General features: G+C 72.2%; 12 protein-coding genes. 10 read left to right on the forward strand and 2 right to left on the reverse strand.

Going from position 1 to position 13817, the window contains the following annotated elements; all coding sequences use genetic code 11:
- The first annotated feature begins 42 nt into the window (after positions 1-42).
- From ACZYRU_RS20085 to ACZYRU_RS20100, 4 genes are read left to right on the forward strand one after another with little or no spacing between them, the layout of a single operon-like run.
- Positions 43-1284 (forward strand): C40 family peptidase, encoded by a 1242-nt coding sequence (locus ACZYRU_RS20085; RefSeq protein ID WP_488958866.1) that lies wholly within the window; start codon positions 43-45, stop codon positions 1282-1284.
- A 21-nt stretch (positions 1285-1305) separates the two neighbouring features.
- The gene (locus ACZYRU_RS20090; RefSeq protein WP_488958867.1) at positions 1306-3279 is read left to right on the forward strand and encodes an acyl-CoA dehydrogenase family protein; all 1974 of its coding nucleotides are present in this window, start codon (positions 1306-1308) and stop codon (positions 3277-3279) included.
- Positions 3276-3971, forward strand: coding sequence for a class I SAM-dependent methyltransferase (locus ACZYRU_RS20095; RefSeq protein WP_488958868.1), 696 nt, complete (start codon positions 3276-3278; stop codon positions 3969-3971). The genes ACZYRU_RS20090 and ACZYRU_RS20095 overlap by 4 nt, the downstream gene beginning before the upstream one ends.
- Positions 3968-4531 carry a TetR/AcrR family transcriptional regulator gene (locus ACZYRU_RS20100; protein ID WP_488958869.1) on the forward strand — a complete coding sequence of 188 codons (564 nt, stop codon included), beginning with the start codon at positions 3968-3970 and terminating at the stop codon, positions 4529-4531. Before ACZYRU_RS20095 ends, ACZYRU_RS20100 begins: the two co-directional genes overlap by 4 nt.
- A 232-nt stretch (positions 4532-4763) precedes the next feature.
- On the opposite strand, the gene ACZYRU_RS20105 is transcribed toward ACZYRU_RS20100, so the two are convergent.
- Positions 4764-5246: an inorganic diphosphatase gene (locus ACZYRU_RS20105; protein ID WP_179730337.1), complete on the reverse strand. Its 483-nt coding sequence runs from the start codon at positions 5244-5246 to the stop codon at positions 4764-4766.
- Between the two features lie 162 nt (positions 5247-5408).
- Between ACZYRU_RS20105 and dacB the strand changes: the two genes are divergently transcribed.
- From dacB to folE, 6 genes are all read left to right on the forward strand, one after another.
- Positions 5409-6872, forward strand: a complete 1464-nt coding sequence (gene dacB / locus ACZYRU_RS20110; protein ID WP_488958870.1) for a D-alanyl-D-alanine carboxypeptidase/D-alanyl-D-alanine endopeptidase — start codon at positions 5409-5411, stop codon at positions 6870-6872.
- Between the two features lie 48 nt (positions 6873-6920).
- Entirely contained in the window at positions 6921-7970 is a 1050-nt protein-coding gene (locus ACZYRU_RS20115) for a zinc-dependent metalloprotease (RefSeq protein ID WP_488958871.1), read from the forward strand.
- A gap of 12 nt (positions 7971-7982) precedes the next feature.
- Positions 7983-8963, forward strand: a complete 981-nt coding sequence (tilS, locus tag ACZYRU_RS20120) for a tRNA lysidine(34) synthetase TilS (RefSeq protein WP_488958872.1) — start codon at positions 7983-7985, stop codon at positions 8961-8963.
- Between the two features lie 4 nt (positions 8964-8967).
- Positions 8968-9519, forward strand: a complete 552-nt coding sequence (hpt, locus tag ACZYRU_RS20125; protein WP_488958873.1) for a hypoxanthine phosphoribosyltransferase — start codon at positions 8968-8970, stop codon at positions 9517-9519.
- 120 nt (positions 9520-9639) lie between these two features.
- The gene (gene ftsH, locus ACZYRU_RS20130; RefSeq protein ID WP_488958874.1) at positions 9640-11703 is read left to right on the forward strand and encodes an ATP-dependent zinc metalloprotease FtsH; all 2064 of its coding nucleotides are present in this window, start codon (positions 9640-9642) and stop codon (positions 11701-11703) included.
- Positions 11700-12293 (forward strand): GTP cyclohydrolase I FolE, encoded by a 594-nt coding sequence (folE, locus tag ACZYRU_RS20135; RefSeq protein WP_488958875.1) that lies wholly within the window; start codon positions 11700-11702, stop codon positions 12291-12293. The genes ftsH and folE overlap by 4 nt, the downstream gene beginning before the upstream one ends.
- Before the next feature lie 134 nt (positions 12294-12427).
- Here folE and ACZYRU_RS20140 read toward each other — a convergent pair whose 3' ends face one another.
- On the reverse strand, positions 12428-13816 hold the full coding sequence (locus ACZYRU_RS20140; RefSeq protein ID WP_488958876.1) for a sugar nucleotide-binding protein: 1389 nt from the start codon (positions 13814-13816) through the stop codon (positions 12428-12430).
- Position 13817 lies beyond the last annotated feature (1 nt).

Below are 13817 nucleotides of genomic sequence, written 5' to 3' on the forward strand. Positions count from 1 at the left end.
TTTTTGTTTCGGATGTGACAAAAGAGCACTACGGTGACGCGAGTGCGTTCCCCGAGCATCGGTACCGGCCTCGCCGCCCTCGTCCTGACGGCGGTGGTCTGCATCCCCGGGGCGCAGGCGGACCCGACCCCGCCGACCCCAGTCGTACCGAGCGCACCGAGCGCCGCCGACGTGCGGGCCGCGCAGGACCGGGCCGGTGCTGCCGAGGGTGACGTCGCGGCGATCCAGCAGCGGCTCGCCGATGCGGCCGCCGAGCTCGACACCGCGACCGTCCGGGCGGCACGGGCGACCGAGGCCTGGAACGGCGCTCGGTGGGCCGCGCACACCGCCCGGGCTGCCGAGCGGCGTGCGGTTGCGGACTCGACGGCTGCCGCCCAGGCGCTGGCCGAGCACGAGGACGCCTTCCGCGACGCCGTGATCACCGCCCAGGGCATGGGCCTCGAGCTGTCCCTGGTCGAGGCGATCGTGGACGCCGACGGGATCGACGCCCTGCTCGAGCAGACCTCGGCCAACGAGCACGTCCAGGCGCTCTTCGACCAGCGCCGCGACGAGTACCTCGCCGCGTCGAAGGCCGCCACCGAGGCCGCCGACGCGGCCACGTCGGCCGCGGCCGAGGCCGACCGGGCCCTCGCTGACGCGAAGGCCGCGCGCGACCGGGCCCGGACAGCGGCCCAGGACGCGGAGACGGTGACCGCGCGGATCGAGCGCCGTCGTACCCGGCTCGTGAAGCGGCTCGCCCGTCTCCAGGGCGTGAGCGTCGCCGTCGCCCGCGCCCACCAGACCGCCGTCGACGCGGAGGCGGCCGCGAAGGCCGCCGCCGATGCCAAGGCGGCGAAGGAGGCCGAGGAGGCCAAGGCCGCGAAGGACGACAAGGGCGACGCGCCCACCCCGGCGGCCGACCCGGCCGGAGACCCTGCGCCCGCCGACGGAGCCCAGGCTGCCGTCGCGTTCGCCCGCGCCCAGCTCGGTGAGCCCTACCGTTGGGGCGCGGCCGGCCCCTCCGCCTGGGACTGCTCCGGCCTGGTCGAGAAGGCGTGGGCGGCCGGCGGGAAGTCGCTGCCGCACTACTCGGTGGCGCAGTACGAGCAGTCCACGCCGATCACCCGCGACCAGCTCCAGCCCGGCGACCTCGTGTTCTGGTCGGACGGCGGCCCGGACGCGATCTTCCACGTCGCCCTCTACGTCGGCGGCGGGCAGATCATCCACGCCCCGCGCACCGGTCGCCCGGTCAGCCTGGAGTCGATCGACTACTGGCGCAGCCCGGACTTCTACGCGCGCCCCTGACCGGGACGCTAAGTTCGCCCCATGGCCGAGGAGTCCACTGCGACCGCGCCCCCCGAGCTGACGGTCGACGTCGCCGCGCTCACCGAGCTGCTCGACGGCAGGTACGCCGACGTCCGGCGCACGGTGCGCGAGCTGCTGCCGTCGTACGCCTCCGTGCTGGAGGACGCCGAGACGATGCCGCGCGACGAGTTCCGCGAGCGGGTCAAGGACGTCGTCATCGAGATCGCCGGCACCGGTGCCGCGGGGATGGGCTTCCCGAAGGAGTACGGCGGGGGCGGCGACATCGGCGCCTCGATCGCGGCCTTCGAGTCCCTCGCGTACGGCGACCTGTCGGTCCTGGTCAAGGTCGGCGTGCAGTTCGGCCTGTTCGGCGGTGCGATCCTGCAGCTCGGTACGAAGCGTCACCACGACGCGTACCTCGCCGACGTCGTCAGCGGCCGGCTGCTCGGCTGCTTCGCGATGACCGAGACCGGGCACGGCAGCAACGTGCAGGCGCTCGGCACGGTCGCGACCTACGACCCGGTGACGTCCGAGTTCGTCGTCACGACGACCACGCACAGCGCCGGCAAGGACTACATCGGCAACGCGGCGAAGCACGCCCGGGTGGCCGTGGTGTTCGCCCAGCTGGAGGTGGGCGGTGCGGGGCACGGCGTGCACGCGCTCGTCGTACCGCTGCGCGACGAGGACGGCGCGACGCTGCCCGGCGTCCGGATCGAGGACGACGGCCCCAAGATGGGCCTCAACGGCGTCGACAACGGCCGGATCTGGTTCGACGGCGTCCGGGTGCCGCGCGAGGCGCTGCTGAACCGGTTCGCCGACGTCACCGAGGACGGCGGTTACGTCAGCGACATCGAGAGCGCGGGCCGGCGGTTCTTCACGATGCTCGGCACCCTCGTCCAGGGCCGGGTCTCGGTCGGCGCGGCCGGGGTGAGCGCGTCGAAGTCGGCGCTGACGATCGCGGTCCGCTACGGCCTCCAGCGCCGGCAGTTCGAGACCGGGACCGAGGAGGGCGGCGCCGAGCAGCTGCTGCTGGACTACGGGCTGCACCAGCGGCGGCTCTTCCCGCGGCTGGCGCGGACCTACGCCCTGCACTTCGCCCAGGAGGTGCTCGCCGGCCAGCTGCACGACGTCTTCTCCGGCATCCGCGACGACGAGGAGACCCGACGTCTCCTGGAGTCCCGCGCCGCGGGCACCAAGGCGCTGGCGACCTGGCACGCGACCGACACGATCCAGGAGTGCCGCGAAGCCTGCGGCGGTGCGGGCTACCTCGCCGTCAACCGGTTCGCGGCGCTCAAGGCCGACACCGACGTCTTCACGACCTTCGAGGGCGACAACCACGTCCTGTTGCAGCTGGTCGGCAAGGGCCTGCTGACTGACTACGCCAGCGACTTCTCCGACCTCGACCAGCTCGGGATGGTCCGCTTCGTCGCGGGTCTCGCGGTCGACACCGTGCTCGAGCGGACCCGCGTGCACCGCCTGTTCGAGCAGATCCGCGACGCGCTGCCGGGCGGCAAGGACGACTGGCACACCGACAGCGGGCTGCGCGACCCCAACTACCACCTGGCGATGTACCGCTTCCGCGAGGAGCACCTCATCGGCGGCGTCGCCCGGCGGCTCAAGCGCGGCGTCGACTCCGGCATGAACCCGGGCGAGGTGTTCTCCCGCGTGCAGGACCACGTCATCCAGGCGGCCCGCGCCCACGTCGAGCGGCTGGTGCTCGAGGCGTTCACCGCGAAGGTCGCGGCGATGGAGGACGGCGACCTGAGGCTCACCCTCAACCTGCTCTGCGACCTGCACGCGCTGTCCGGCATCGAGGCCGACCGCGCGTGGTTCATCGAGCACGGCCGGCTCAACACCCAGCGCTCGAAGGCGATCACCCGCGAGGTGGCCGAGCTGTGCCGCCGGGTGCGGCCGCTCGCGCGCGAGCTGGTCGACGCGTTCGCCGTACCCGAGGCACTGCTGCGCTCCCAGGCCCTCATCGGAGGAGAGGCATGATCCGTTCCACCCTGTCCCACGTCCCCGGACTGGGCGGCTGGTCGGACGACCCGCTGTGGGCGTCCTTCTACGACTGGACGGTCGAGCACCCGACCGCTGGCGGCGCGGTCTGGCGCCTGGGCATCAACAGCGACCTGCGCCGGCTCTACCGCGCCGCCGACGAGATCGGCCGCCAGCCTGCGGGCAGCCGGATCCTCGACATCCCGTGCGGTGGTGGGGTCGCGTTGCGCGGCCTGCGGCCCGGTCAGGACGTGGAGTACGTCGCCGGCGACATCGCGCAGACCATGCTGGACCGCACGATGCGGGTCGCCGAACGCCGCGGCGTCGCCGACCAGGTCGTGCCGCGGATCGCCGACGTCGGCGACCTGCCGTTCGACGACGGCTCCTTCGACCTCGTCGTCACCTTCACCGGCCTGCACTGCTTCCCCGACCCCGAGCAGGCCGTGGTCGAGATGGCGCGGGTGCTCCGTCCCGGCGGGGTGCTCACCGGCAGCGCGCTGCTCAACGACACCGGGATCCGCTTCGAGCCGTTGCGCCAGGTCGGCCGGGTCGCCGGCCTGCTCGGTCCGGGCTGCACGAGCGACGACCTCGAGGACTGGTTCGCCCGCGAGGGCATCGCCGACCTCGTCCTCGAGCGCAGCGGCGCGATCGCGTACTTCCGTGGGGTCAAGCGCGGGGGCGCCCGGACGTGAGCGCCGTCGCGGAGCGCCGTACCGCCGTCTTCGCGGCCCTGCGCGCCCTCCTGCTCGAACGCCCCTGGGGCGACGTCACGCTCGAGGCCGTCGCCCGCGACGCGGGTGTCAGCCGGCAGACGCTCTACAACGCCTTCGGCTCGCGCTACGGCCTCGCGCAGGCCTACACCGTCCACCTCGCCGACGCCCTGTGCGCGCTCATCGCGTCGACGCTGGCCGAGCACGCCGACTCACCACGCACGGGTCTCGAGGAGGGGCTCCGGCTGTTCCTCGAGACCGCCGCCGAGGACCCGCTGATCGACCGGGTCCGCGCCGGCGACGCCCACCACGACCTGGTCCGGATCGTCACCACCGACGCCGGCCCGCTCCTCGTCCGGGTCGCCGAGCAGCTGGAGGCCGCCGCCGGCGCGGCCTGGCCGGGCACCGACCCGGCGTTGCTGCAGCAGCTGTCCCGGACGCTCGCCCGGCTGGCGCTGAGCTACGTCACGATGCCGCCGGAGAACGACGACAGCCCCGCGGCGATCGCCGCAGGGCTGGCTCTGCTGCTTGGTCCTCGCTAGCGGCCGGGCGCCCAGGTCCTCGGGCGCATGCGCTGCGTGAGGGACTCACGGTGTTGGTTTGGCTCGCTTCGCATGTCGGGCGCCCTTTGGCGCGTGATCTTCCCTCGCTGCGCTCAGTCCAGATCACGCGGGGCGCCCGACGAAAAACCACTCAGCCGCACCTCATGCGCGGGAGCATGACGTGCGGCTGAATGGCGCCCTCGGCTTGCGTGGGCGCAGCGAGCCAAACGGCTCAGTGAGTCTTGAAGCGCTCGAAGGACGCGACGATCTCGGCCTCGGCCTCGGTGCGGCCGACCCAGTCGGCGCCCTCGACGGACTTGCCGGGCTCGAGGTCCTTGTAGACCTCGAAGAAGTGCTGGATCTCGAGCCGGTCGAAGTTCGGCACGTGGTTGATGTCGCGCAGGTGCTCCATGCGCGGGTCGCCCGCGGGGACGCAGAGGACCTTGTCGTCGCCGCCGGCCTCGTCGGTCATCCGGAACATGCCGATCGCGCGGCACTTGATCAGGCAGCCCGGGAAGGTCGGCTCCTGGAGCAGGACCAGCGCGTCGAGCGGGTCGCCGTCCTGGCCGAGGGTGTCCTCGATGTAGCCGTAGTCGGCGGGGTACATGGTCGAGGTGAAGAGGAACCGGTCGAGGCGCATGCGCCCGGTCTCGTGGTCGACCTCGTACTTGTTGCGGCTCCCCTTGGGGATCTCCACGAGGACGTCGAACTCCAGCACAGTCTTCCTCCACACTCTCGGCCCGGTCGGGGCTGACGATCGGGTCTGGCGCGGACGTGCTCGCGGGAGCTGTGAACCTGCCCGGCGCCGTTGTTCGGAGCATTGTCCCGCACAATGTCCCGGAACGCGCAGTTGGGGAGCATCCTCGGGAGGAGAACCGTGGCCGAGAAGGACCGCGAGCCGGGCACCCGGCGAGGCCGTCGCGTGCTCTCCGGGGTGCTGGTGGTGGCGCTGCTCGTGGGAGCCGGGGTCGCCTGGCAGACCGGGGCCGCCGAGCGGTGGTGGCACGACCTGCGGGCCGACGCCGGTACGCCGGCCGATCCGGCCGCTGTTGCGCCGCCGCCGGAGGTCGACGTGCCGCCGGTCGTCGTACCCGAGGCGCTGGCGCCGACCGCCGACGGCACCGCCGCGCTCGATGCCCAGGCGGTGAAGCAGGCGCTCGCGCCGCTGGACTCGGCCGATCTGGGCCGCCACGTGATCGCCGCGGTCGGCCCGCTCGAGGGCACCGGCTACGCCTACGAGGCGGCCGAGGGCGCCGGCGTCGCCATCCCGGCCTCGACCACGAAGCTGGTCACCTCGGCGGCGGCGCTCTTCCTGCTCGGGCCCGAGCACACCTTCGCGACGACCACCGTCCTCGACGCCAGCGGTACGACGCCCCGCCTGGTCCTCGTCGGCGGCGGCGACCCGCTGCTGGCCCGCGAGCCCAAACCGGCGCCCACGGGGGCGACGTACGACCCCGCCCGGGCCGACGTCCGCACCCTCGCCAAGCGGACCGCCCGCAGCCTCGAGGCCTCAGGCGTGACGACCGTCGAGCTCGGCTTCGACGACTCGCTGTTCACCGGCCCGCAGGTCCACCCGACGTGGAAGCCGGACTACATCCCCGAGGAGATCAACCCGATCAGTGCACTGTGGGTCGACGAGGGTCGGGCGCTCCCCGGGCAGGGCCCGGTCGCCGACCCCGCGCTGGAGGCGACCACCGCGTTCGCGCAGGCGCTGGCGCGCCGCGGGATCACGGTCACCGGCAGCCCCACCAGGACCACCGCGCCTGCCGGCGCGACCGAGGTCGGCCGGGTCACCAGCCCCACGGTCGCCCAGATCGTGCAGCGCCTGATCGAGGTCAGCGACAACGCCGCTGCCGAGGTGCTGCTGCGCCAGGCCGGCCTCGCCGACAGCGGCGACGGCTCGTTCGCCGGCGGCCAGGAGGCCGTGAAGCGGGTGCTGACCGCCAACGGCATCGACCTGCGTGGCTCGGTCCTGCACGACGGCAGCGGCCTGTCCCGCGACAACCGGCTGGCCCCCGGCGTCCTCGTCGACGTGCTCCGCCTCGCCGCCTCCGCCGACCACCCCCAGCTGCGCCCGCTCCTGTCGGGGCTCCCTGTCGCCGGGTACACCGGCTCGCTCACCGACCGGATGGACCTCGGCCCCACCGCCGGCCGCGGCCGCGTGCGCGCCAAGACGGGCACCCTCACCGGCGTCACCTCGCTCGCCGGCATCGCCATCGACGCCCAGGGGCACCTGCTCGCCTTCGCGCTCATGGCCGACAAGGTCAAGAAGGACAAGGCACTCCTCGCCCGCACCACCATGGACTCCGCCGCGGCCGGCCTCGGCGCCTGCCTCTGCTGACCGACGGCGTTCCCGGCGACGTTCGACCCCACGGCCTAGGCTTCCGGCATGACCGCACCCGCCGCGCCACTGCCCCCGATGATCGACTGGGGCCTCGCCGTCGCGCTCGGGTCCAGGCTGGCGGGCGACGGGCCGGTGGTGAGCCGGGCCGAGGCGGACGAGGCGGTCGCCGAGCTGCGGGCGGGTGCGCACCGCTCGACCGGGCTGGTGCGGGAGTTCACCGGGCTGGACGCGCCGGACGGCACCGCACCGATCCTGGTCGTCGACCGGCCGGGCTGGGTGCAGGCCAACGCCGAGGGCTTCGCCGCGGCGACCCGGCCGATGATCGAGAAGATCGCCGCGAGCAAGCCGCCCAGCGGGATCGGGCTCAAGGTCGGCGCGAAGGTCACCGGCGCGGAGGTCGGCGGGCTGCTCGGGTTCCTCGCCGGCAAGGTGCTCGGCCAGTTCGACCCGTTCCACGAGCCCCACGGCCGACTGCTGCTCGTCGCCCCCAACATCGTCCACGTCGAGCGCGAGCTCGACGTCGATCCCCACGACTTCCGGCTCTGGGTCTGCCTCCACGAGGAGACCCATCGGGTGCAGTTCACCGCCGTACCGTGGATGCGAGAGCACCTGTTCTCGGAGATCCGCGCCATCAGCGACACCGTCGAGCCGGCCAGCTTCCTCGAGGGCGGGCTCGAGCGGATCACCGACGCGATCAAGGCCGGGCGCAACGGCGGCAGCATCGTCGAGATGTTCAGCACCCCCGAGCAGCTCGAGGTCATCGACCGCGTGACCGGGATGATGTCGCTGCTCGAGGGCCACGCCGACGTCGTGATGGACGACGTGGGCCCGACCGTCATCCCGAGCGTCGCCCAGATCCGCAAGAAGTTCACCAAGCGGCGCCAGGGCGTCGGTGCGCTCGACCGTGTGCTGCGCCGACTGCTCGGCCTCGAGGCCAAGATGGCGCAGTACCGCGACGGCGCCCACTTCGTCCGTTCCGTCGTCGACCGGGTCGGCATGGACGAGTTCAACGCCGTCTGGGCCGGCCCCGAGAACCTCCCCAGCAAGGCCGAGCTGAGCGACCCCGACGGCTGGGTCAAGCGCGTCCTGGCCTGACGGCTCGCTGACATGGGCCTGCACCCGGCGATCGCCGCCGTCCGCCAGGGCGTACGACGCGCGCTGGCCGACCTCGACCCCAACGCCACCGTCGTGGTGGCCTGCTCCGGCGGCGCCGACTCGCTCGCCCTGCTCGCGGCCACGGTCTTCGAGGGCCACAAGGCCGGGCTCCGGGTCGTCGGCGCGACCGTCGACCACGGCCTGCAGGAGGGATCGGGCGACCATGCGGCGCGTGTCGTCGCGCAGATGGCGGGTCTGGGCGCCGACGAGACCGCGACCGCCCGCGTGCAGGTCGACCCGGCCGGGCTCGGGATCGAGGCGGCCGCCCGCCGCGCCCGGTACGCCGTCCTCGACCAGCTCCGCGAGCACCTCGGCGCCGAGCTCGTGCTGCTCGGCCACACCCGCGACGACCAGGCGGAGACCGTCCTGCTCGGGCTCGCCCGCGGCTCGGGCGGTCGCAGCCTGGCCGGGATGCGCCGCGCGTTCGACCACTACCGCCGCCCGCTCCTCGACGTCGCCCGCGCCGACACCGTCGCCGCCTGCCTGGCCGACGGCATCGAGTTCTGGGACGACCCCCACAACAGCGACCCGGGCTTCGCGCGGGTCCGGGTCCGCCAGCGGGTGCTGCCCCTGCTGGAGGACGAGCTCGGCCCCGGCGTCGCCGCCACCCTGGCCCGCACCGCCGACCAGGTCCGGGCCGACGTCGAGGCGCTCGACGCGCTCGCGGCGACGGCGTACGACGGCCTGGTCGGTCCCGACGGACTCTCACTCGCCGGCGTCCAGGACCTGCTCCCCGCCCTCGCCAGCCGGGTGCTCCGCATCGCCGCCCTCGCTGCTGGTGCGGTCGACGCCGAGCTGTTCCACGTCCACGTCACGGCGCTCCGGCGACTGGCCTGCGGCGAGATCAGCGGTGAGGTGCAGCTGCCGGGTCACGTCACGGCGTACCGCGACCGCTCCCACCTCCGCTTCCGCGGTACCGCTGTGGCAGGCTGACGCCATGCATGCGAGCGACGTCGCGGACGACCTGGTCGAGGTGCTCTTCACCGAGGAGCAGATCCAGGCCCGGGTGGCCGAGATGGCAGCCGAGATCGAGCGCGACTACGAGGGCAAGGACCTCGTCCTCGTAGGCGTCCTGCGTGGCGCGGTGATGATCATGGCCGACCTCGCCCGTGCCCTGAACAAGCACGTCGAGATGGACTGGATGGCCGTGTCGTCGTACGGCTCCGGCACCAAGTCGTCCGGCGTCGTCCGGATCCTCAAGGACCTCGACGCCGACGTCGCAGGGCGCCACGTCCTCATCGTCGACGAGATCATCGACACCGGCCTTACCCTGTCGTGGCTGACGTCCAACCTCGGCTCCCGCGGCCCGGCGAGCGTCGAGATCGCCACCCTGCTGCGCAAGCCGGAGGCGCTCCAGATGCCCGTGAAGCCCAGGTACGTCGGCTGGGACATCCCCAACGAGTTCGTCGTCGGATACGGCCTCGACTACCGCGAGCGCTACCGCAACATGCGCGACATCGGCACGCTGTCGCCCTCGGTCTACTCCTGATTCCGGTCCTGATCCCGGCTCCAGCGCGCCGCCCAACCAGGGACCAGACAGAATGGGACCAGTCGGCGGCGTGTACCGTCGTCAGATCCTTGTCGACGGAGTTGGGGAGCGAGTAAGTCTGTGAAGCGCGTTTTCAGGGGGCCATGGCTCTGGATCGTGGTGGCGGTACTCGCCGTCGTCCTCGCTCTCGAGTTCCTCGCACCCGGAGGCGGGTACGACGAGATCCCGACCTCGCAGATGTCGACGTACATCGCCAAGGGCCAGGTCGACGAGATCACCTTCGTCGACGGCGACCAGTCGATCGAGGCCACGCTCGACAAGGGCACCCGCAAGCAGGGTGACAAGGTCCTCTCCTACTACGTCGACGGCGCCCAGCAGGGCCTGATCGAGCAGGTCGAGCAGCAGAAGGCCGACGGCAAGCTCAACAAGTACGACTTCAAGAACCCCAAGCCCAGCCTGCTGGGCTCGATCCTCGCGACGCTGCTGCCGTTCGCGCTGATCATCCTGCTGTTCATCTTCTTGATGAACAACGTCCAGGGCGGTGGCCGGGGCGTCATGCAGTTCGGCAAGTCCAAGGCCAAGATGATCAGCAAGGACATGCCGAAGACCACCTTCGCCGACGTCGCCGGGTGCGACGAGGCGATCGAGGAGCTCGGTGAGATCAAGGAGTTCCTCCAGGAGCCGGCGAAGTTCCAGGCCGTCGGCGCCAAGATCCCCAAGGGCGTGCTGCTCTACGGCCCGCCCGGAACCGGCAAGACCCTGCTCGCTCGCGCCGTTGCCGGCGAGGCGGGCGTCCCGTTCTACTCGATCTCCGGCTCGGACTTCGTCGAGATGTTCGTCGGTGTCGGTGCCTCCCGCGTCCGCGACCTGTTCGAGCAGGCCAAGGAGAACGCGCCCGCGATCGTCTTCATCGACGAGATCGACGCCGTCGGTCGCCACCGCGGCGCCGGCATGGGCGGCGGCCACGACGAGCGCGAGCAGACCCTCAACCAGCTCCTCGTCGAGATGGACGGCTTCGACGTCCGCGGCGGCGTGATCCTGATCGCGGCCACCAACCGGCCCGACGTCCTCGACCCGGCGCTGCTGCGCCCGGGCCGCTTCGACCGCCAGATCCAGGTCGACGCGCCCGACCTGGCCGGCCGCAAGCGGATCCTCGAGGTCCACTCGCGGGGCAAGCCGCTCGGCCCCGACGTCGACCTGTTGTCGGTCGCGCGTCGTACCCCCGGCTTCTCCGGTGCCGACCTCGCCAACGTGCTCAACGAGGCGGCGCTGCTCACCGCGCGCAACAACCAGAAGGTCATCACGTCCCCGATCCTCGACGAGGCGATCGACCGCGTCATCGCGGGCCCGCAGCGCAACTCCCGCCTGATGTCGGAGAAGGAGAAGCTGATCACCGCCTACCACGAGGGCGGCCACGCCCTCGTCGCGGCGGCGCTGCCGGGCACCGACCCGGTCCACAAGATCACGATCCTGCCGCGCGGCCGGGCGCTGGGCTACACGATGGTGCTGCCCGACGAGGACAAGTACTCCCAGACCCGCTCGGAGATGCTCGACAAGCTCGCCTACATGCTGGGCGGCCGGGCCGCGGAGGAGCTGATCTTCCACGACCCGACGACCGGTGCCGGCAACGACATCGAGAAGGCCACGGCGCTGGCCCGCGCGATGGTCACCCAGTACGGCATGACCGACCGCCTCGGCGCGATCAAGCTCGGCGAGTCCAACGCCGAGCCGTTCCTGGGCCGCGACATCGGGCACTCCCGGAACTACTCCGAGGACGTCGCTGCGATCATCGACGAGGAGACCAAGAACTTCCTCGCCACGGCCCACCAGGAGGCGTTCGACATCCTGGTCGAGAACCGCGACGTGCTCGACGCCCTCGTGCTCGCGCTGCTCGACAAGGAGACGCTCGACAAGGAGCAGGTCGCCGAGGTCTTCACCGCGCTCCGGCTGCGGCCCGCACGTCCCGCCTGGACCGGCTCCCCGACCCGGATCCCGTCGACCATCCCGCCGGTGGAGATCCCCGAGGAGATCCGCCGTCGCGCCGAGCAGAACGGCTCGGCCCCCGAGCCGGCCGGTGACGACAGCGGCCAGATCCTGACGCCGCCGGGACCCGGTGGCGACGTCTACGGTGGCACGCCGTCCGCGCCCCCGACCGACCCGCAGCCGCCGGCGCCCTCGGCATGAGCGAGGGCACGGGCGGCGCGTTCGACCACGAGCGCGCCGAGGCTGCCGTCCGCGAGCTCCTGGCCGCCATCGGCGAGGACCCGGACCGCGAGGGCCTCAAGGACACCCCGGCCCGCGTGGCCCGGGCGTACGCCGAGCTCACCGCCGGCCTGCGGATGACGGCGGAGGAGGTGCTGACCACCACCTTCGACATCGGCCACGACGAGATGGTGCTGGTCCGCGACATCGAGCTGTGGTCGATGTGCGAGCACCACCTGGTCCCGTTCACGGGTGTTGCCCACGTCGGCTACATCCCGGCCGAGACCGGCAAGATCACCGGCCTGTCCAAGCTGGCCCGCCTGGTCGACGTCTACGCCAAGCGTCCGCAGGTCCAGGAGCGGCTGACCACCCAGGTCGCCGACTCGCTGATGGAGCTCCTCGACGCCCGCGGCGTGATCGTGGTGATCGAGGCCGAGCACCTGTGCATGACGATGCGCGGCGTCCGCAAGGCCGGCGCCCGCACCATCACCTCGGCCGTCCGCGGCACCATGCTCAAGGACGCCGCCACCCGCGCCGAGGCGATGGCGCTGATCCACAGCTCGCGCGGCTGACGCCCTGCAGGAATACCCGGTGAAGCGGGTACTCCTGCACGCCTCCTGACGAAAACTGGCGCTTCCTGACGTGTGCAACGGTCAGGAAGCGCAGGGATACCCGCTGAAGCGGGTATCCCTGCACCAGAGTCAGCTCAGGAGAGGTACGCCGCCAGCGCCTCGTCGGCGTCGGTGCTGACGAACCCGGTGCCGGCGAGCTTGTCCAGCGCCAGCGTGCTGTACAGCGGCCGCGGGGACAGGTCCTTGCCGGCGCCGTACTCCTCGGTGGTCACCGTGCCGACCCGGGCTGGGTCGTGGCCGGTGAGCTCGAAGACCTTGCGGGCGTAGTCGGCCCACGAGCGCTGGGTGCCGCCGTTGGTGACGTTGTAGGTGCCGTACGGCGCCCCGGTGGCCACCAGGTGCGCGGTCGCGCGGGCCAGCTCGGAGGTGAACGTCAGTCGCCCGACCTGGTCGGAGACGACCGCCGGGTCGACGCCGTCGGCGGCGAGGCGGGCCATGGTGCGCACGAAGTTGTGGCCCTCGCCGATCACCCACGAGGTCCGCAGGACGTAGTGGCGCGGAGCGCCCGCGACCGCGAGGTCGCCGGCGGCCTTGGTCTGGCCGTAGACGCCGAGCGGCGCGAAGGCCTCGTCCTCGCGGTGTCCGCCCTCGACCTCGGAGCCGTCGAAGACGTAGTCGGTCGAGTAGTGCACGAGGGTGATCCCCCGGGCAGCGGCGATCCGGGCGAGCGCCGCCGGAGCGGAGGAGTTGGCGGCCCAGGCGACGGGGCGGCCCTCGGCGGTCTCGGCCTTGTCGACCGCGGTGTAGGCAGCCGCGTTGAGGATCAGGGCGTACTCGTCCCACGGCCAGGCGGCCAGGGCGGCGTCGTCGGTGAGGTCGAGCTCGTCGAGGTCGACCAGCGTCGCGCCGGGGTACAGCGGTGCGAGCGCCTGGCCGAGCTGGCCGCGGCACCCGGTGATGAGCGTCTTCTTCGGCGCCATCGGCTCGACGTCGCCCAGCACGGGGTTGGCCAGGTCCTTGGCCGAGATCTCGACCTCGTCGGACTCGAGCGGGATCGGCCACGGGATGGCGGCGGTCTCGTCCTTGAGGTTCAGCGCGGGGTAGACCCGGCCGGCGACGTAGTGGTCGTTGACCAGGTAGGAGTAGACGGTGCCGTCCTCGAGCGCCTGGTAGGAGTTCCCGACACCGCGCGGAACGAAGATCGCCTTGCCCTCGTCGACCTCGGTCCAGTACGTCGCCCCGAAGGTCTCGCCCTCGCGCATGTCGACCCAGGCGGCGAACACCGACCCGGTGGCGACGGAGACGAACTTGTCCCACGGCTCGGTGTGGATGCCGCGGGTCGCGCCCCGGGCGGCGTTGAAGCTCATGTTGTTCTGCACCGGACCGAAGTCGGGCAGGCCGAGCGCCACCATCTTCTCGCGCTGCCAGTTCTCCTTGAACCAGCCGCGGTCGTCGCCGTGCACCGGCAGGTGGACGACGAGCAGTCCCGGGATCGGCGTCGTCTCGACGCGCAGCTCGCCCACG

The sequence above is a fragment of the Nocardioides sp. F233 genome (assembly GCF_057813895.1).

Bases quoted from the DNA above. Each gene is read 5' to 3' on its own strand.
- ACZYRU_RS20090 (WP_488958867.1), top strand. From the start codon at position 1,306: ATGGCCGAGGAGTCCACTGCGACCGCGCCCCCCGAGCTGACGGTCGAC.
- ACZYRU_RS20095 (WP_488958868.1), top strand. From the start codon at position 3,276: ATGATCCGTTCCACCCTGTCCCACGTCCCCGGACTGGGCGGCTGGTCG.
- ACZYRU_RS20115 (WP_488958871.1), top strand. From the start codon at position 6,921: ATGACCGCACCCGCCGCGCCACTGCCCCCGATGATCGACTGGGGCCTC.
- tilS (WP_488958872.1), top strand. From the start codon at position 7,983: ATGGGCCTGCACCCGGCGATCGCCGCCGTCCGCCAGGGCGTACGACGC.
- hpt (WP_488958873.1), top strand. From the start codon at position 8,968: ATGCATGCGAGCGACGTCGCGGACGACCTGGTCGAGGTGCTCTTCACC.
- folE (WP_488958875.1), top strand. From the start codon at position 11,700: ATGAGCGAGGGCACGGGCGGCGCGTTCGACCACGAGCGCGCCGAGGCT.